General features: G+C 73.5%; 15 protein-coding genes and 1 pseudogene. 8 read left to right on the top strand and 8 right to left on the bottom strand.

Going from position 1 to position 16546, the window contains the following annotated elements; all coding sequences use genetic code 11:
• Positions 1 to 72 precede the first annotated feature (72 nt).
• Both ACFC1T_RS32725 and ACFC1T_RS32720 read right to left on the bottom strand, forming a co-directional pair.
• Positions 73 to 393, bottom strand: a complete 321-nt coding sequence (locus ACFC1T_RS32725) for a hypothetical protein (RefSeq protein WP_375894747.1) — start codon at positions 391 to 393, stop codon at positions 73 to 75.
• A gap of 89 nt (positions 394 to 482) precedes the next feature.
• Complete coding sequence (locus tag ACFC1T_RS32720) at positions 483 to 1352, bottom strand: MurR/RpiR family transcriptional regulator (protein WP_360239715.1); 870 nt, start codon at positions 1350 to 1352, stop codon at positions 483 to 485.
• A gap of 251 nt (positions 1353 to 1603) precedes the next feature.
• Here ACFC1T_RS32720 and ACFC1T_RS32715 point away from each other — a divergent pair, with 251 nt between their 5' ends.
• Positions 1604 to 2038: a hypothetical protein gene (locus ACFC1T_RS32715; RefSeq protein ID WP_375894744.1), complete on the top strand. Its 435-nt coding sequence runs from the start codon at positions 1604 to 1606 to the stop codon at positions 2036 to 2038.
• A 28-nt stretch (positions 2039 to 2066) separates the two neighbouring features.
• Here ACFC1T_RS32715 and hutH read toward each other — a convergent pair whose 3' ends face one another.
• Positions 2067 to 3644: a histidine ammonia-lyase gene (gene hutH / locus ACFC1T_RS32710; protein ID WP_375894815.1), complete on the bottom strand. Its 1578-nt coding sequence runs from the start codon at positions 3642 to 3644 to the stop codon at positions 2067 to 2069.
• 128 nt (positions 3645 to 3772) lie between these two features.
• Positions 3773 to 4969: a macrolide family glycosyltransferase gene (locus ACFC1T_RS32705; protein ID WP_375894741.1), complete on the bottom strand. Its 1197-nt coding sequence runs from the start codon at positions 4967 to 4969 to the stop codon at positions 3773 to 3775.
• Between the two features lie 102 nt (positions 4970 to 5071).
• Between ACFC1T_RS32705 and ACFC1T_RS32700 the strand changes: the two genes are divergently transcribed.
• Positions 5072 to 5680: a TetR/AcrR family transcriptional regulator gene (locus ACFC1T_RS32700; RefSeq protein WP_375894738.1), complete on the top strand. Its 609-nt coding sequence runs from the start codon at positions 5072 to 5074 to the stop codon at positions 5678 to 5680.
• Here ACFC1T_RS32700 and ACFC1T_RS32695 read toward each other — a convergent pair.
• The 4 genes and pseudogenes from ACFC1T_RS32695 to ACFC1T_RS32680 form a co-directional block, all read right to left on the bottom strand.
• Positions 5655 to 5999, bottom strand: coding sequence for a hypothetical protein (locus ACFC1T_RS32695; protein WP_375894736.1), 345 nt, complete (start codon positions 5997 to 5999; stop codon positions 5655 to 5657). The two genes, ACFC1T_RS32700 and ACFC1T_RS32695, sit on opposite strands and share 26 nt — an antisense overlap.
• Before the next feature lie 976 nt (positions 6000 to 6975).
• Positions 6976 to 8199 (bottom strand): annotated as a pseudogene (locus ACFC1T_RS32690) (diguanylate cyclase domain-containing protein); the annotation flags it as partial.
• A gap of 262 nt (positions 8200 to 8461) precedes the next feature.
• Positions 8462 to 9583, bottom strand: coding sequence for an adenylate/guanylate cyclase domain-containing protein (locus tag ACFC1T_RS32685; protein ID WP_375894733.1), 1122 nt, complete (start codon positions 9581 to 9583; stop codon positions 8462 to 8464).
• Between the two features lie 173 nt (positions 9584 to 9756).
• A complete protein-coding gene (locus tag ACFC1T_RS32680) occupies positions 9757 to 10662 on the bottom strand; it encodes a biotin--[acetyl-CoA-carboxylase] ligase (RefSeq protein ID WP_375894730.1) in 906 nt (301 codons plus the stop codon).
• Between the two features lie 233 nt (positions 10663 to 10895).
• Here ACFC1T_RS32680 and ACFC1T_RS32675 point away from each other — a divergent pair, with 233 nt between their 5' ends.
• The 6 genes from ACFC1T_RS32675 (at position 10896) to ACFC1T_RS32650 (ending at position 16507) form a co-directional block, all read left to right on the top strand.
• Positions 10896 to 12506 carry an acyl-CoA carboxylase subunit beta gene (locus ACFC1T_RS32675; protein ID WP_375894728.1) on the top strand — a complete coding sequence of 537 codons (1611 nt, stop codon included), beginning with the start codon at positions 10896 to 10898 and terminating at the stop codon, positions 12504 to 12506.
• 29 nt (positions 12507 to 12535) lie between these two features.
• Entirely contained in the window at positions 12536 to 12757 is a 222-nt protein-coding gene (locus ACFC1T_RS32670; RefSeq protein WP_375894726.1) for an acyl-CoA carboxylase subunit epsilon, read from the top strand.
• A gap of 135 nt (positions 12758 to 12892) precedes the next feature.
• Complete coding sequence (gene mmpB / locus ACFC1T_RS32665; RefSeq protein WP_375894723.1) at positions 12893 to 13033, top strand: morphogenic membrane protein MmpB; 141 nt, start codon at positions 12893 to 12895, stop codon at positions 13031 to 13033.
• Positions 13034 to 13080: 47 nt separating this feature from the next.
• Positions 13081 to 13683, top strand: coding sequence for a nucleoside triphosphate pyrophosphatase (locus ACFC1T_RS32660; protein WP_375894721.1), 603 nt, complete (start codon positions 13081 to 13083; stop codon positions 13681 to 13683).
• Positions 13684 to 13749: 66 nt separating this feature from the next.
• The gene (locus tag ACFC1T_RS32655) at positions 13750 to 14496 is read left to right on the top strand and encodes a hypothetical protein (RefSeq protein WP_375894718.1); all 747 of its coding nucleotides are present in this window, start codon (positions 13750 to 13752) and stop codon (positions 14494 to 14496) included.
• Between the two features lie 235 nt (positions 14497 to 14731).
• Positions 14732 to 16507, top strand: a complete 1776-nt coding sequence (locus ACFC1T_RS32650) for an acetyl/propionyl/methylcrotonyl-CoA carboxylase subunit alpha (protein WP_375894716.1) — start codon at positions 14732 to 14734, stop codon at positions 16505 to 16507.
• The last annotated feature ends 39 nt before the right edge of the window (positions 16508 to 16546 follow it).

Below are 16546 nucleotides of genomic sequence, written 5' to 3'. Positions count from 1 at the left end.
GGCCCGAACCCGCCCCCGGGCACGCCGAAGGGCCCGCCCGGCACGGGCCGGTACGGGCTGGAGCTGGCGGCCTCAGGCCGCGGCGTCGCCGTCCCAGTCGATGCCGATCTCGGCGAGCCAGCGGCGGTCGGCGGCGTCGGGGGCGGGCGGCGTGGGTGGGCGGGGGATGTTCTGGACGGGACCGAGGCCGTACTTCTCGGCGGCGGCGGTGGCGCGGGCGTCGGGTTCGATGACGCCGACGTGCACGGCGGACTCGTCGCCCGGGTCGTGGACGGTCAGTTCGGGTTCGGGCAGGCGCCGCAGGGTGACGCGGCGTCCGCAGGCGGGGCAGGACCATTCGTCGGCACCCGAGGCCAGGCGGGCGACGAACTTCATCTCGTGGATCACGCGCATGGGCGGCACCCCCTGCACTAGGGGATGCCCGGCTTCGTGACGAGTAGTCCTTCGGCCGTTGTTCCGGGCTACTCCTACTCCAAAGGTTCCTACTCCAGGAAGAGGCCCCGGGCCGCCGCGGACTGCTCGATCGCCTCCAACCTGGCCTCCGCTCCCGGGAGTTCGTCGCACATGCTCTGCAGCAGCACCCGGCCGAGCATCATCGGCGCGCAGGCGGTGTCGAAGACCAGCCCGGTGCCGACGGCGGCCGGCAGCATCAGGTCGGAGAGCTTGGCGACCGGCGAGAAGGCGCTGTCCGCGACGGTGAGCACGGTCAGCCCGCAGTCCCGGGCGACCACCAGGGCGTCCATCAACTCCCGCGGGTAGCGCGGCAGCGCGAAGCAGAGCAGCGCGGTGGCCCCCGCCGCGGTGGCCTGTTCCAGCCGGTCGGCGAGCATGCTGCCGCCCTCGTCCAGCAGCCGGATGTCCGGGTGCACCTTGGCCGCGAAGTACGCGAAGCCGCGCGCCTGGGCCGAGGCGGCCCGCAGGCCGAGCACCGGCAGCGGGCGGGAGGCGGCGAGCAGCCGGGCGGCCCGGGTGATCGGTTCGGGGTCGGCGAGCAGCTCGGCGAGGTGGCGCAGGTGGGCGATCTCGGCGAGGACGGCCTGCTGGTGCTCGTTGCGCACCGCGTCGTCCGGGGTCTCGGGCGCGGCGGGCTCGCCGGCGCCGAGTTCGCGCAGCTGCTTGCGCAGGGCCGGGTAGCCGTCGTACCCGAGGGCGACGGCGAAGCGGGTGACGGACGGCTGGCTGACCCCGGCGAGTTCGGCGACCTCGACGCTGGACAGGAACGGGGCCTCGTTGGCGTGCCGGACCAGTGAGTGGGCGATCCGCCGCTGGGTGGGGGTCAGCCGGTGGCCCTCGAACAGCTGGAGCAGCCGGGCGGAGGGACCGACGGTGCCGGCCTCGTCGGTGGCGGTCATCAGCGGTACCTCCGGATGCGTGCGGTTCGGACGACGACTGTGCAGCAGAGTGCCGCCGCTGGCAAAGACGTCTCGTACGACGGGACGCTTCATGAGACGTCCCACGGTTCGGACGTCGTCCCGGACGGACGGCACCGAAGAGCGGACGTTCCGGGTGCGGACTCGGGGTAACCCTGATTTCTCCCTGAGCCCGCCCGGATTCCCCCCGCGAACGGATGGACCGGGCCCGGCGGTGGCGCCACGCTACTGGCATGGACACTCGCCAGGACGAACTGCGGCGCGACCTCGACGCCACCCTCCAGGCCCGCAAGGAACTCGGCAAGGACTACGAGGACGAGCTCCTCGACTCCTTCATGAAGCGCCTCGACGCCCGCCTGGACGCCCGGGTGGAGCGCTCGGTGGCCGCGCGGCTGGACGACTACGAGCCGTCCCACCACCGGGACCGGCACCACGGCCGCCCCCACCGCGGCTGGTCCTCCAACCGGTCCGGCAACAAGCTCGCGGTGGTCTCGCTGGCCCTGGGCATCCCGCTGACCGCGATCGCGAGCAACCCGGCCGGCGGCGGCTTCGCCGGACTGCTGGCCTGCTGGGCGGGCATCGTCGGGGTCAACTTCGCCGCCGCGCTGGGCAACCGCCGCGACCGCGACGAGCGGAACGACCGCCGGTCGCGGAACGACTGGGACTGAGCCCCAGCCGTCCCGCACGGCTGCCAACTCAGGCCAGCGGCCCGGTGACCCGCTCCACCGCCCGCACCAGGTCCCCGGAGGCGACCAGCGCGGCGGCGGCCTCCAGGTCCGGCGAGAGGAAGCGGTCCCGGCCCGCCCCGCCGACCCCCGCCTCGCGGGCGGCGGCCATCGCGGCCGCGGTGGCCGGGGCGATCCGGCCGGCCGTGTCGGCCTGCTGACGGATCTCCAGCGCGCGGGCCGAGGCGGTCAGCTCGACGGCGAGGATCCGGCCGAGGTTGTCGACGGCCTGGCGCAGCTTGCGGGCGGCCGACCAGCCCATCGACACGTGGTCCTCCTGCATCGCGGAGGACGGGATCGAGTCGACCGAGGCCGGGACGGCGAGCCGCTTGTTCTCGCTGACCAGCGCCGCCTGGGTGTACTGGGCGATCATCAGGCCGGAGTCCACGCCGGGGTCGTCGGCCAGGAAGGCCGGCAGGCCGTGCGAGCGGGCCTTGTCGAGCAGCCGGTCGGTGCGGCGCTCGGAGATCGAGCCGAGGTCGGCGGCGGCGATGGCGAGGAAGTCCAGCACGTAGGCGACCGGTGCGCCGTGGAAGTTGCCGTTGGACTCCACCCGGCCGTCCGGCAGCACCACCGGGTTGTCCACCGAGGCGGCGAGCTCGCGCGAGGCGACCAGCTGGGCATGCGCCAGGGTGTCCCGGCCGGCCCCGGCGACCTGCGGGGCGCAGCGGATCGAGTAGGCGTCCTGGACGCGCGGCGCGTCGTCCTGGTGGTGGCCGGTGAGGCCGGAGTCCTTGAGCACGGCGAGCATGTTGGCGGCGCTGAGCGCCTGGCCCGGGTGCGGGCGGATCGGGGCGTGCAGCTCGGGGGCGAGCACCTTGTCGGTGCCGAGCAGCGCCTCCAGGCTCATCGCGGCGGTGATGTCGGCGGTGGTGAAGAGCCGCTGGAGGTCGGCGATGGCCATCACCAGCATGCCGAGCATGCCGTCGGTGCCGTTGATGAGGGCCAGGCCCTCCTTCTCCAGCAGCTCGACCGGCTCGATCCCGGCGGCGGCGAGCAGTTCGGCGACCGGCTTCTCCTCGCCGTCCGGGCCGGTAGCCACGCCCTCGCCCATCAACACCAGAGCGCAGTGCGACAGCGGCGCGAGGTCGCCGGAGCAGCCGAGCGAGCCGAACTCGCGCACGACCGGGGTGATGCCCGCGTTGAGCAGGGCGGCCATGGTCTGGGCGACCAGCGGGCGGACGCCGGTACGGCCGGAGGCCAGGGTCTTCATCCGCAGGAACATCAGCGCGCGGACCACCTCGCGCTCGACGGCCGGGCCCATCCCGGCGGCGTGCGAGCGCACCAGCGAGCGCTGCAGCTGGGCGCGCAGCTCGGGGCTGATGTGCCGGACGGCGAGGGCGCCGAAGCCGGTCGACACGCCGTAGACGGGGCGCGGTTCGGCCGCGAGGGCGTCGATCCGGGCGCGGGCGGCCGCCATCTCGGCGAGCGCGTCGGGGCCGATCTCGACCCGGGCGTTGCCCCGGGCGACGGCCAGTACGTCCTCCGCACTGACGTCGGCCTTGCCGACCTGGACCAGCGGAGCGTCGGGGGCCACAGCACTGTGCATATCCATATACACAATCACACCAGGTGAATGAAGATATGACAACAGCTGCTCGCCATCCGGATTCTCCGCTGTGCGGATTCTCCGCCGCCCGGATCCCGACCGCACGCCCGGGGGCACCCCCGCCCGCCCTACCCCTTCAACTCGGCCTCGATCAGGTCCACCGCCCGCGCCGTACCGCCCTCGGCCCGACCCGCGGCGGCCAGCACCGCCAGCCGCTCCCCCACCGCCGGGTCCCCGACCAGCTCCAGCAACGCGCCCCGCAGCGCCGCCGCGGTGGCCGCCTCCATATCCAGCCGACGGGCGACACCGAGCCCCACCAGCGCGTCCGCGTTGGCGAACTGGTCGACGGCCTGCGGCACCGCGATCATCGGCACGGCATGGAACAGCCCCTCACTGGAGCCGCCCATCCCCGCGTGGGTGACGAAGGCGTCCGCCTGGGCGAGCACCGACAGCTGCGGCACCCACCGGTGCACCTCCACGGTGTCCGGCACGTCCCCCAGCTCCGCCAGGTCGGTGTGCTTGCCGACCTGGAGCACGACGTGCCAGCCCGGCAGGTCGCCGAAGGCCTCGACGCAGGCCCGGTAGAAGGCCGGCCGATCGGTGAAGGCCGAGCCCAGCGAGACCAGCAGCACCTTCTCGGCGTCCGCCGGGCGCTCCCACCGCCCCTGGTGGGAGCGGTCGCCGAAGCAGGGGCCGACGAAGTCGAACCGGCGCCCGTCGACCCGGTCCGCATGGGGCTGGAGCGCGCGCGGGACGAGCGCGACACACCGCTCCGGGCGGTTCTTGAAGGCCTCCACGTCGCGCTCCACCGCGCCGGCCCCGGCCAGCCACGCCCCGAACCGGCGGTAGTGCTCGGAACCGCCGGGGCCGTTGCGGATCGCCTCGAAGACCTCGGCCAGGTCCTCCTCCACGCCGTCCCAGCCGACGAAGCTGGAGGACAGCTGCACCACCGGCACGCCCAGCCGCTCACCGAGCGCCCGCCCGGCGAAGCCCGCGATGTCGTAGAGCACCAGGTCGGGCCGGTCGCCCTCGAACTCCTCCAGCAGTACGGACCACATCGACAGCGCGTCGTCCAGGAACACGTCCTGGATCGCCACCGGGTCCGCCGGCCAGCCGGCCGGGTCGTCGGCGAGCGGCAGCGCACTCGGATAGGGGACGAACGCCGCGCCGGTGGACTCGACGACCTCCCGGAAGGACGGGTCGTTGACGTAGCTGACCCGGTGGCCCCGGGCGACCAGTTCGGCGATCACCGCGAGGCCGGGGTTGACGTGCCCGTGCGCCGGGACGGAGACCATCAGGATGTGTGCGGGGCGGGGGCGGGTCATGAGGACCTCCGGGAACGGCGAATGAGACGAGACGGACCGTCTCGCCATCGGGCAGAACAAGACGATACGTCTCGTCTAGCCATTTCGCATAGACTTTTTCCCATGGCCTCCAGAACCGCCCCCGACCCCGCCCGCCGCAGCGAGCGCTCCCGCGCCGCCGTCCTCGCCGCCACCACCGAACTCATCGCCGAGATCGGCTACGGCAAGCTGACCATCGAGGCGATCGCCGCCCGGGCCGGCGTCGGCAAGCAGACCATCTACCGGTGGTGGCCCTCGAAGGGGGCCGTCGTCTTCGACGCCTTCCTCGCCGCCAACCAGCACGAGGGCGGCCTGGCACTCCCCGACACCGGCGACCTCGCCGCCGACCTGCGCGCCGTCCTGCGCCCCACCTGCGACGAACTCACCGACCCGGGCACCGACCGCACCTACCGCGCCATCATCGCCGAGATCCTCAACGACCCGGCGCTGCACACCGAGTACCGCACCCGGCTGCTGGACCCACTGCTGGAGGTCACCCGCGACCGCCTGCGCACCGCCCGCGAGGCCGGCCAACTCGCCCCCGACGCCGACCTCGACCTCGCCGTCGAACTGCTCTACGGCCCGATCTACTACCGCTGGCAGTACCGGATCGGCCCGCTCACCCACGAGCACGCCGACCGCCTGGTCGACGCCGCCCTACGGGCCCTCAACCCGCCTGCCGCCGACGCCTGAGCGCGTACACCAGCAGCACCACGACCAGCAGCACCCCCAGCGCGGCGAGCGCGAACCAGCCGAACAGCGCGTCGAGCGCCCGGCCGACCACACTGCGCCGGGCCTTGCGCTTGTGCCGCGCAACGGCCGAGTGCTCGGTGATCTGGTGCGCCCTCAACCCGGTCCGCACCGAGTGCACCCGCCCGGGGCCCGTTCCCCCCGCCGACGCCGACGCCGTCGGCCGCACCACCGGCACCGCCGAAGCCGGACCGGCCACCGCCACCCCGCCCCCGAACACCAGCACCCCGGCCACCGCCGCGCCCACCAGCCGTCCGCCCACCGCCGCCCCCACTCCCGTTCAACCCCCGCCACCCTCCCACCACCCCACCCCGCCCCGGCACCCCACCCCCCGGCCTGCAACCCACCCACAACACCCCGGTCACCGAACCGGCACATCCCCACCCACCAACAGCAACCACCCCCCTCCCCCTCACCCGACCAAGGCGAGAGGGACGCGCTGCGGGAGGGGGCGGTGGAGGGGGTGGGTGCGGAGAGCGGCGTAACGGGTGATTTTCAGACCGCCAACGGTCTCAACCCCCCTCGATGAGGGTCGGCGGTCCGAAAATCACCCAGCCGCCGGAGCACCCCCCCCCGGAACCGCCCCCGGACCCACCCACCCTCCCGAGAGCCCACCCCCACACCCCAGCCCCGCGCAGCGGCCCTCACACCACCGGCGGCGACGCACCCCCCGCCAACGCCACCGCCGCCAAAGCCCGCAACGCACAAGCCACCTGCCCCAACGGCAACGTCGCATCGTCCGCGAACAGCTCGACCAACCAGCCCCCCGCCGCGTTCTGCCCGCCCGCCGCGACCATCCCGCGGTACCCGGAGACCACGAGCATCGCCTCCTCCGCCGGATCGTTCCCCGCCGCCCCCGCGCGGAGCGCGAACGCCCCGCCGCGAACGGCCCGCCGGGTCATCGGGTAGTGACGGAGGTCGAACACCGCGTCGGGCGCCTCGATCTGGGCCCGCTGGGTCTCGGCCCGGGTGCTGCTGGGCCCGCTGGTCATCCGGTAGACGGCGTGCTGGGCGGTGCGCATCAGCTGGGAGCCGGGCGGCACGTACGAGACCCACCAGCCGACCGCGTCGAGCAGCCGGGCAGAGGTCTCGGCGACGACGGCCAGCTTGGCGAGGGTGTCGGCCGGGTGGACGGCCCGGGCGGCCGCGGCCTGGTCGAGGGCGGAGAGGACCGCGGTGAGCAGCTGTCCGGGGTCGGCGCTGTGGGCGGCGCCGCGGAACCGCCGCCGGTCGGCGGTGCCGGCCCGGCCGCCGGGCCCGCGGCGTCCGTCGGCGCGGTGGTGGGGGTCGGCGGCGTCGGCGAGCAGCACGGTGGGGTCGGGCGAGAAGCCGGGGCCGTGGCTGCGGCCGGCGACGACAGGGTGGGCGGCGCGGGCGGCCTTGGCCCGGTACTGGGCGGCGTCGGCGAGCCGGAAGAGCCGGTCGGGGGTGGTGACCGGTCCGATGGAGTCCCCGGTGGAGGCGACGCCGCAGGCGACCCCCTCGCCCTCGGCGAGGGCGAGGGCCCGGGCACAGAGCTCCTCGGCGACGGCGACCACCTCGTCGGCCTTCTGTCCTTCGGCGAGCAGGCAGAACTCGTCCCCGCCGAGCCGGGCGGCCAGGCTGCCGGGCAGTTTGGCGGCGGCCAGCGAGAGCTGGTGGGCGAAGCGTTCGAGCAGCCGGTCGCCCATCTCGTGGCCGAGCTGGTCGTTGACCCGTTTGAGTCCGTTGACGTCGCAGACCACCAGCGAGACCACGGTGTTGTCCCGGTTGTGGGCCTCCAGCGCGCTCTCCAGCCGGGCGTCGACGGCCCGCCGGTTGGCGAGGCCGGTGAGCGGGTCGGAGAAGGCGAGTCTGCGCAGGTCGGCGAGGCGTTCGGTCTGGGCGAGGCCGGCCGAGATCTGGGCGGCGAGCAGGGTCGCGTAGTCGGCGTCGGCCTCGGTGAAGACCGGCAGGCCGACGGACCGGGCGAGGTAGAGCTCGCCCCAGGCCTGTCCGTGCAGCACGATCGGCGCGACCACGCAGCAGGCCCGGCCGCGCCGGCGCAGCGCGGCGGCGCGCTCCTGGCAGTACGCGCCGGCGGTCGGGTGTGCGTGCCCGGCGTGCGGCTCGTCGTTCTCGGCGGTCTGCAGCCAGGCGCGCGGCAGCCGCCCGGTGGTCCAGCGTTCCTCCAGGTAGGTGACGATCTCCGGGAAGTCCGCGACCGGGTAGGACTCGTCCTGCGGCAGCTCCTCCTCGCCGGGCGCGAGCCGGCCGTGGTTGACCAGCACGCGCAGCCGGCCGGACTCGCGGTCCCAGACCGAGACGGCGGCCATGGTGGCGCCGAGCGCCTCGGTGGCCCGGGCGGCGGCGGCCCGGACGGCCTCCAGCGGGGTGAGCGCCCCGGCCATGTCCTGGGCGAGTTCGACCACCGACTGGAGCCGCAGGTCGGGCAGCGGGTCGGCGCGGTGCGGGCCCTCGCAGTCGCAGCCGCGGTCCGTCATGATCGCCTCACTGCTCACCGGCTCGCCTCGCTCCCTGTGCTCGGTCCTCCCGGACCCCCACCGGTCGGCCGCACCCGTGGCCGCTTGCACCAAGACTAGGGCGATTTCGTTCGGTTTTGCCCCGTTTGCCCGGATGGAACCGCAGCAGGCGGTACGACCTTCAACCGTTCGGCCACCGAAACACCACCGACCGGCCCCATCGAACGCCCCGACCGGCCCACTCCCACCGGTGCGACCGCTCCGACCGGTGCGACCGCTCCGGCTACTCCGCCTTCATCCGCCGCGACAGCAGCCACGGCTCCACCAGCCCCAGCCCCCGCACCGGCCGCCGCCACATCGGCTGGAGGTGGAACCGCGCCCCCGCGTCCGGCCCCGGCACCGGCAGCCCGGAGGCGGGCATCCCGGCCGCCACCGACAGCGCCTCGGCCAGGCCCGGCCCCTCCGAGTCGGCGGGGGCGACGCTGCCGTTCTGCTCCAGGGCGGCGGCGAACTCGCCGTCGATGAGCACCGCGTCCTTGGGGGCGATGGAGGTGAGCCGGCTGGCCAGGTTCACGGTGGTGCCGAAGACGTCGCCCATCCGCTGGGTGACCGTCCCGAAGGCCATGCCGACCCGCAACGCCGGGATGGTCTCGTCCTCGGCGAGGGCGTCGATCAGGCTGAGCGCGATCTCGGCGGCGGTGGCCGGGTCCTCGGAGACGTAGAGGATCTCGTCGCCCAGGGTCTTGATCACCCGGCCGCCCTGCCCGGCGATCAGGTCGGAGCAGGTGTTCTCGAAGGTCTCGACGAGTTCGCCGAGTTCCTCCTCCTCCAGCCGCCGGGACAGCCGGGTGAAGCCGACCAGGTCCGCGAAGCCCACCGCGAGCCGGCCGCTGGTGATCTCGTTGTCCTCGGCGGCCTGCACCACCCGGCCGGTGACGGCGGCCAGTTGGCGCCGCCAGACGTACACCAGGAACTGCTCCAGTTCCGGCAGCAGCAGTTCGACCAGCGGGTACGCGACGTCGGCGCGGGTCAGTCCGGGCTCGACGGCCTGGGTGAGGTTCTCCAGGAAGGTGTCCATCTGCCAGCCGGCCAGCCGGGCCGTGGTCTGGCCGGTGGAGCGGGCCACCTGGATCGCCATCGACTCGCTGAGCAGCCCGGACTCGACCAGTCCGGCGAGGCGCCGCAGCGCGATCACGTCGCCGTCGGTGAGGGCCCGGGACTGGCCGATGTCGGGGAAGCCCATGGCCCGCCAGAAGCGGGTGGCCAGCTCCATCGGGACGTCGGCGGCACGCGCGGCCTGGTACGGGGTGTAGCGGCGTGGTGCGTCCAGGATCAGGCGTTCCAGTTCGAGCGCGACCGTGGGGTCGTGGCTGCCCGCCGTCCCGCCGTTGCCGTCCTCTGCCACCGGTCCGTCCCCGTGCGGTCGCCGCACTCGCCTCGTGTCCTACCCGTCCGGGCACGCCGTCCGCCACCCGGGCGGACAGTGGCGCGCCTCACACCGCTGCCAGGTGGAATGTTCGCACGGAATCGCGTGATCCGGGGCATCCGCCCGAGTCAAGGAGAGGTGAAGACTGCCGCTCAGCGCGGCTCGGGGCGCGGTTCGGGGCGGACGTGGACCACGTCCCCCGCGCCGACCGCCCGGCGTGCGCCGTCCGCGGTGCGGACCACCAGGCGGCCGTCCCCGTCGATCGCGACCGCCTCGCCGACCAGCTCGTGGTCGCCCGGCAGGTGCACCTTGACCTGCCGGCCGAGGGTGCTGCAGCGGTCCGCGTACGCCCGCAGCAGGTCGCTGGCGTGCGGGTCCCCGGCGGCGGCCGTCCACTCCCGGTAGAGCCCGGCGAACTCGCGCAGCAGGGCGCGCAGCAGGACCGAGCGGTCGGTGGTGGCGGCTCCGGCCAGCGCGAGCGAGGCGGCGGTGGGGACGGGCAGCTCCGCGGTGCGCAGCGAGACGTTGAGGCCCATCCCGACCACCACCGCGCCGCCGCTCAGCTCGGTGAGGATGCCGCCGAGCTTGCGCTCCGCGCCGTCGATCCCGGTCTGGAGGTCGTTGGGCCACTTCAGCCCGACCTCGACCCCGGCCACCCGGTCCAGGGCGCTGGCGGCGGCCACCCCGACCAGGATCGGCAGCCAGCCGTACCGCGCGACCGGCACCTCCTCCGGGCGCAGCAGGAAGGACAGGAAGAGCCCGGAGCGGGCCGGGGCGGTCCACTGCCGGTCCAGCCGCCCGCGCGCGGCGCTCTGCGCCTCGGCGACCAGTACCGCGCCCTGCGGGGCGCCCGCGCGGGCCCGCTCGGCGAGGTCGCTGTTGGTCGAGCCGGTCTCGGTGACGACGTCCAGCGAGGTCCAGAGCCCACCCGGGACGACCAGGTCGCGGCGCAGCACCTCCTGGTCCAGCGGCGGCCGGTCCAGGTCGGTCCAGGGGGACGGTCCGGTGCGGCCGAAGCCGCGCAGTCCGCTGCGGCGGGGGGTCTCGGGTGCGGTCATGGTGGCCACCCTAGGACGTGCACCGGCCCGCGGCAGGACGGGCCGCAGAGGCGCAGTCCGCCCCATCGTCCCGCAGAACGCTCGTTGACACACTGTGTCGATGGCCATAACGCCAGGACGTGCCGCATCGCCCTGCGCGCTGGTTACGCTACGCAGCGGTAGTTCGCAGCGCCGCCCTGCCCTCGTGCGCGAGCCCCCGATCCCGGCCCGCGCGATCGACCAGGTCGCGGCCCATGATCAGGGAGAGCCACCGGATGACCGAGGCGCCGTACGACCCCCACACCACCGCCGGGAAACTGGCCGACCTGCGGCGCAGGCTGGACGAGGCGGTGCACTCCGGCTCGTCCAAGGCCGTGGAGAAGCAGCACGCCAAGGGCAAGCAGACGGCCCGGGAGCGGGTCCTGGAGCTGCTCGACGAGGACTCCTTCGTCGAGTTCGACGAGTTCGCCCGGCACCGCTCGACCAACTTCGGCCAGGAGAAGAACCGCCCGTACGGCGACGGCGTGGTGACCGGCTACGGCACCGTCGACGGCCGCCAGGTCGCCGTCTTCGCCCAGGACTTCACCGTCTTCGGCGGTTCGCTCGGCGAGGTCTTCGGCGAGAAGATCGTCAAGGTGATGGACTTCGCGCTGAAGACCGGCTGCCCGGTCATCGGCATCAACGACTCCGGCGGCGCCCGGATCCAGGAGGGCGTGGTCTCGCTCGGCCTGTACGGCGAGATCTTCCGCCGCAACGTGCACGCCTCCGGCGTCATCCCGCAGATCTCGCTGATCATGGGCCCCTGCGCCGGCGGCGCGGTCTACTCCCCCGCGATCACCGACTTCGTGGTGATGGCCGACCAGACCTCGCACATGTTCATCACCGGCCCGGACGTCATCAAGACGGTGACCGGCGAGGACGTCGGCATGGAGGAGCTGGGCGGCGCCCGCACCCACAACACCAAGTCCGGCAACGCCCACTACCTGGCCTCGGACGAGAAGGAGGCGATCGAGTACGTCAAGAACCTGCTGTCGTACCTGCCCTCCAACAACCTGAGCGACCCGCCGTCCTACCCGGAGCAGGCCGACCTCACGGTCACCGACGAGGACCTCGAACTCGACGCCATCGTGCCGGACTCGGCGAACCAGCCGTACGACATGCGCAAGGTGATCGAGCACGTCGTCGACGACGGCGAGTTCCTGGAGACCCAGCCGCTGTACGCGGGCAACATCATCACCGGCTTCGGCCGGGTCGAGGGCCACCCGGTCGGCATCGTCGGCAACCAGCCGATGGACCTGGCCGGCTGCCTGGACATCAACGCCAGCGAGAAGGCCGCGCGGTTCATCCGCACCTGCGACTCCTTCAACATCCCGGTGCTGACCTTCGTGGACGTGCCCGGCTTCCTGCCCGGCACCGAGCAGGAGTGGGACGGCATCATCCGCCGCGGCGCCAAGCTGATCTACGCCTACGCCGAGGCGACCGTCCCGCTGATCACCGTGATCACCCGCAAGGCCTTCGGCGGCGCGTACGACGTCATGGGCTCCAAGCACCTGGGCGCCGACCTCAACCTGGCCTGGCCGACCGCGCAGATCGCGGTGATGGGCGCCCAGGGCGCGGTCAACATCCTGCACCGCCGGGAGATCGCCGAGGCCGCGGCCACCGGCACCGTCGAGGAGAAGCGGGCCGAGCTGATCGCCTCGTACGAGGACACCCTGCTGAACCCGTACCTGGCCGCCGAGCGCGGCTACGTCGACGCGGTGATCGCCCCGAGCGAGACCCGCCGGCACATCGTCCGGGGCCTGCGGGCGCTGCGCGGCAAGCGCGAGGTGCTGCCGCCCAAGAAGCACGGCAACATCCCCCTGTAGGCACCACCCCTCTCGGGAGAGAACCAGCCATGTCCCCGATCCACGTGCTGCACGGGCAGCCGACCCCCGAGGAGCTCGCCACCGTCCTGGCGGTGGTCCAGGCCCGGGCCGCCGCCGCGCAGGCCGCCGCGGAGGCGGCGCGCCTGGCCGGTGTCGGCCCGGCCTCCCCCTGGAACGACCGCTCCCGGCTGCTCCGCCCCGCCGTCCACCCGGGCGTCAACGCCTGGCGGACCTCGGGCTGGGCGCACTGAGTTGACCACGCGGAGCAGGAAGTCGGCCGGCCCGACTTCCTGCTCCCCGACTCGCCCGGTCGCTCGCCCGCTTTGCCCGAAACCTGAGTACGGATACTCAGGCGGCCGGGCCCACCCGCACCGCACTCTGGACGGGTGCTCTGGTCAGACCCCGAGGACGGGCCCTCGCCCGAGGCCCGTCGCATGCAGGAGCGGATGCAGCGGGCCGGCAAGGTGCTCGCCGCGATCGTGCTGGTGGGCGCCGTCCTGATCATGGTCAGCCGGTACTTCACCTGAGTCGTTCACCAGAACGGCTCAACCACCCACCCCCTACCCTGGTGGGCATGACCGACCAGCGCTCCCTCGTCCTCGCTTCCGCCTCCCCCGCCCGCCTCGGGCTGCTGCGCCAGGCGGGGCTCGACCCCCGCGTGGTGGTCAGCGGCGTCGACGAGGACGCGATCACCGCCGCCACCCCCGGCGAGCTCGCCCTCGTCCTGGCCGAGGCCAAGGCGAAGGCCGTCGCCGCCGAACTGACCGGCGGAGAGCTGGTGATCGGCTGCGACTCCGTCCTGGAACTGGACGGCCTGGCCCTCGGCAAGCCGGCCGACGCCACCGAGGCGCTGGCCCGCTGGCAGTCCATGCGCGGCCGCGCCGGGGTGCTGCGCACCGGCCACTGCGTGATCGACACCGCGACCGGCCGGCAGTCCTCGGCGACCGCCTCCACCACCGTCCGCTTCGGCACCCCGGACGACGCGGAGGTGGCCGCCTACGTCGCCTCCGGCGAACCGCTGCACGTGGCCGGGGCGTTCACCCTGGACGGCCGCTCGGCGCCGTTCGTCGACGGCATCGACGGCGACCCGGGCAACGTCATCGGCCTGTCCCTGCCGCTGCTGCGCCGGCTGCTCGCCGACCTGGACGTCCGCATCACCGATCTGTGGGCCAACTGACCTGCCAGTCGGCCTGCTTGTGCCTCTAAGCTGACCGGCGTCCGAACGGGGAGGGGAACGCGGGCGATGACCGACAACGTGCTCAACGTGGTGCTCGGCCTGGTGGCCAGCGCCATCAGCGCCGGGCTCGGCTGGCTGGCCCAGGCCCTGCGGCGGCGCCGACGGCTGGAGCGGATCCGCGCGTTCTTCGGCATGCCGCCCGGGGGCGAGTGCCTGCTGGTGGTGAACCGGCACACCGCCTCGGCCAGCGGCAAGAGCGTCTCGCGCAACGACGTGTTCGCACTCATGGAGTTGGCCTCGCTGATCAAGGAGTGCGGGGCCCAGGCCGACCTGGTCGGCCACGAGGACGTCCGCCAGGGCCTGGGCAACAAGGCCGAGTTCTGCCTCGGCGGCCCGTCCAGCAACGACCGGACGGCGGCGCACCTGACCTCCTGGCTGCCCGGGGTGACGTTCACGGATGTGGGCGGTAGCGCCCCGGAACTGACGCTCGCGGTGGGCGCCGAGGAGTACCGGTACGAGCCGGGGTCCGCGCCCTCCGGTGGCCAGGCCTTCACCCTGCTCGCCCGGCTGCACCCTTCGCCCGAAAGCCGGCCCGCCTTCCTGGTGGCCGGGCAGACCGCGGTCTCCAACCACGCCGCCGTGCGCTACCTGGTCGCCAACCACCGTAAGCTCGCCCGACGGTACGGCGAGACCGGCACCTTCGCCCTCGTCCTGCGGGTCGTCAACCCCAAAGCCTACGGACCGGACGTGGTGGAGCTGACTGCCGACGTGACGGCGGAGGCGCTCCGGCGCCCCGGCACCGCCGCGGCATGAGCGGGCCGCGGAAGGTGTGTCCCATCCCACCGACCCGCCACGCCGCCCCGCGGTCACCCACCGTCGACCACCCCCGCGCGAGCACACCTGCCACCACCTGCGCAGTCGTTCTCAACCCCGTCCCGGCGGCGGGGAATCCCATCACCGAGCGTGTGGGATAGTTCACAACCCGGGGCTACTCGCCGGTACCGCCCAGGAATCCATAAACTCATCGAGGTTCAAGAAGGGAGCCACAGTGCGCAAGGTGCTCATCGCCAACCGCGGGGAAATCGCCGTCCGCGTCGCCAGGGCCTGCTCGGACGCCGGTATCGCCAGCGTCGCCGTCTACGCCGAGCCGGACCGGGATGCGCTGCACGTCCGCGCGGCCGACGAGGCTTACGCGCTGGGCGGTGACACCCCCGGCACCAGTTACCTGGACATCGCCAAGGTCCTCAAGGCCGCCGAGGACTCCGGCGCCGACGCCGTCCACCCCGGCTACGGGTTCCTGTCGGAGAACGCCGAGTTCGCCCAGGCCGTCCTCGACGCGGGCCTGACCTGGATCGGCCCGCCGCCGCAGGCCATCCGCGACCTCGGTGACAAGGTCACCGCCCGTCACGTCGCCCAGCGCGCCGGCGCCCCCCTGGTGGCCGGCACCCCGGACCCGGTCTCGGGTGCCGACGAGGTCGTCGCGTTCGCCCGGGAGCACGGCCTGCCGGTCGCCATCAAGGCGGCCTTCGGCGGCGGCGGACGCGGCCTCAAGGTCGCCCGCAACCTGGAGGAGATCCCGGAGCTGTACGAGTCCGCGGTGCGCGAGGCGGTCGCCGCCTTCGGTCGCGGCGAGTGCTTCGTGGAGCGCTACCTGGACAACCCGCGGCACGTGGAGACCCAGTGCCTCGCGGACAAGCACGGCAACGTGGTGGTCGTCTCCACCCGTGACTGCTCGCTGCAGCGCCGGCACCAGAAGCTGGTCGAGGAGGCGCCCGCGCCGTTCCTGACCGAGGCCCAGAACGCCGAGCTGTACCGCGCCTCCAAGGCCATCCTCAAGGAGGCCGGCTACGAGGGCGCCGGGACCTGCGAGTTCCTGGTCGCGCTGGACGGCACGATCTCCTTCCTGGAGGTCAACACCCGTCTGCAGGTGGAGCACCCGGTCACCGAGGAGGTCACCGGGATCGACCTGGTCCGCGAGATGTTCCGGATCGCCGACGGCGAGGAGCTCGGCTACGGCGACCCGGAGGTGCGCGGTCACTCCTTCGAGTTCCGCATCAACGGCGAGGACCCGGGCCGCAACTTCCTGCCCGCGCCCGGCACCGTGACGCTGTTCGCCCCGCCGTCCGGCCCGGGCGTGCGCCTGGACTCCGGCGTGGAGTCCGGCTCGGTCATCGGCCCGGCCTGGGACTCGCTGCTGGCCAAGCTGGTCGTCTCCGGCCGGGACCGCAAGCAGGCCCTGGAGCGGGCCAGGCGCGCGCTGAACGAGTTCAAGGTCGAGGGCATGGCCACCGCCATCCCGTTCCACCAGGCGGTCGTCACCGACCCGGCGTTCGCGCCCGAGGTGCACGGCGGCGAGGGCCCGTTCACGATCTACACCCGCTGGATCGAGACCGAGTTCGAGAACACCATCCCGGCCTTCACCGGCGGCGCCGGCGAGGGCGAGGAGGCGGAGACCCGGGAGACCGTGGTCGTCGAGGTCGGCGGCAAGCGGATCGAGGTCTCGCTGCCGTCCTCGCTGGGCGTCGCGGCGGCCCCGGCCGCCGGTGCGACCGGTGCCGCCAAGGCCAAGCGCCGGGTGGGCGCCAAGAAGGCCGGCTCGTCCGTCAGCGGTGACACCCTGGCCTCGCCGATGCAGGGCACCATCGTCAAGGTCGCCGTCGAGGAGGGCCAGGTCGTCGCCGAGGGCGAGCTGATCGTGGTCCTGGAGGCGATGAAGATGGAGCAGCCGCTGAACGCCCACAAGGCGGGCACCGTGGTCGGCCTCAAGGCCGAGGTCGGCGCGAGCGTCAGCAGCGGCGCCGCGCTCTGCGAGATCAAGGACTGACGACGGGTTCGTCAGTCTTCGACCGGTCCGTACTCCCTT

The sequence above is a fragment of the Kitasatospora sp. NPDC056076 genome (genome assembly GCF_042266305.1).
GTDB lineage: Bacteria > Actinomycetota > Actinomycetes > Streptomycetales > Streptomycetaceae > Kitasatospora.
This window is presented reverse-complemented; position numbering and strand designations above follow the sequence as displayed.

Excerpts from the sequence above, each read along its gene's own strand:
- ACFC1T_RS32675 (WP_375894728.1), top strand. The coding sequence starts at position 10,896 with ATGATCAGGGAGAGCCACCGGATGACCGAGGCGCCGTACGACCCCCAC.
- ACFC1T_RS32720 (WP_360239715.1), bottom strand. The coding sequence starts at position 1,352 with ATGACCGCCACCGACGAGGCCGGCACCGTCGGTCCCTCCGCCCGGCTG.
- ACFC1T_RS32660 (WP_375894721.1), top strand. The coding sequence starts at position 13,081 with ATGACCGACCAGCGCTCCCTCGTCCTCGCTTCCGCCTCCCCCGCCCGC.
- ACFC1T_RS32670 (WP_375894726.1), top strand. The coding sequence starts at position 12,536 with ATGTCCCCGATCCACGTGCTGCACGGGCAGCCGACCCCCGAGGAGCTC.
- ACFC1T_RS32655 (WP_375894718.1), top strand. The coding sequence starts at position 13,750 with ATGACCGACAACGTGCTCAACGTGGTGCTCGGCCTGGTGGCCAGCGCC.
- ACFC1T_RS32725 (WP_375894747.1), bottom strand. The coding sequence starts at position 393 with ATGCGCGTGATCCACGAGATGAAGTTCGTCGCCCGCCTGGCCTCGGGT.
- ACFC1T_RS32715 (WP_375894744.1), top strand. The coding sequence starts at position 1,604 with ATGGACACTCGCCAGGACGAACTGCGGCGCGACCTCGACGCCACCCTC.
- ACFC1T_RS32700 (WP_375894738.1), top strand. The coding sequence starts at position 5,072 with ATGGCCTCCAGAACCGCCCCCGACCCCGCCCGCCGCAGCGAGCGCTCC.
- hutH (WP_375894815.1), bottom strand. The coding sequence starts at position 3,644 with ATGCACAGTGCTGTGGCCCCCGACGCTCCGCTGGTCCAGGTCGGCAAG.
- ACFC1T_RS32705 (WP_375894741.1), bottom strand. The coding sequence starts at position 4,969 with ATGACCCGCCCCCGCCCCGCACACATCCTGATGGTCTCCGTCCCGGCG.
- ACFC1T_RS32680 (WP_375894730.1), bottom strand. The coding sequence starts at position 10,662 with ATGACCGCACCCGAGACCCCCCGCCGCAGCGGACTGCGCGGCTTCGGC.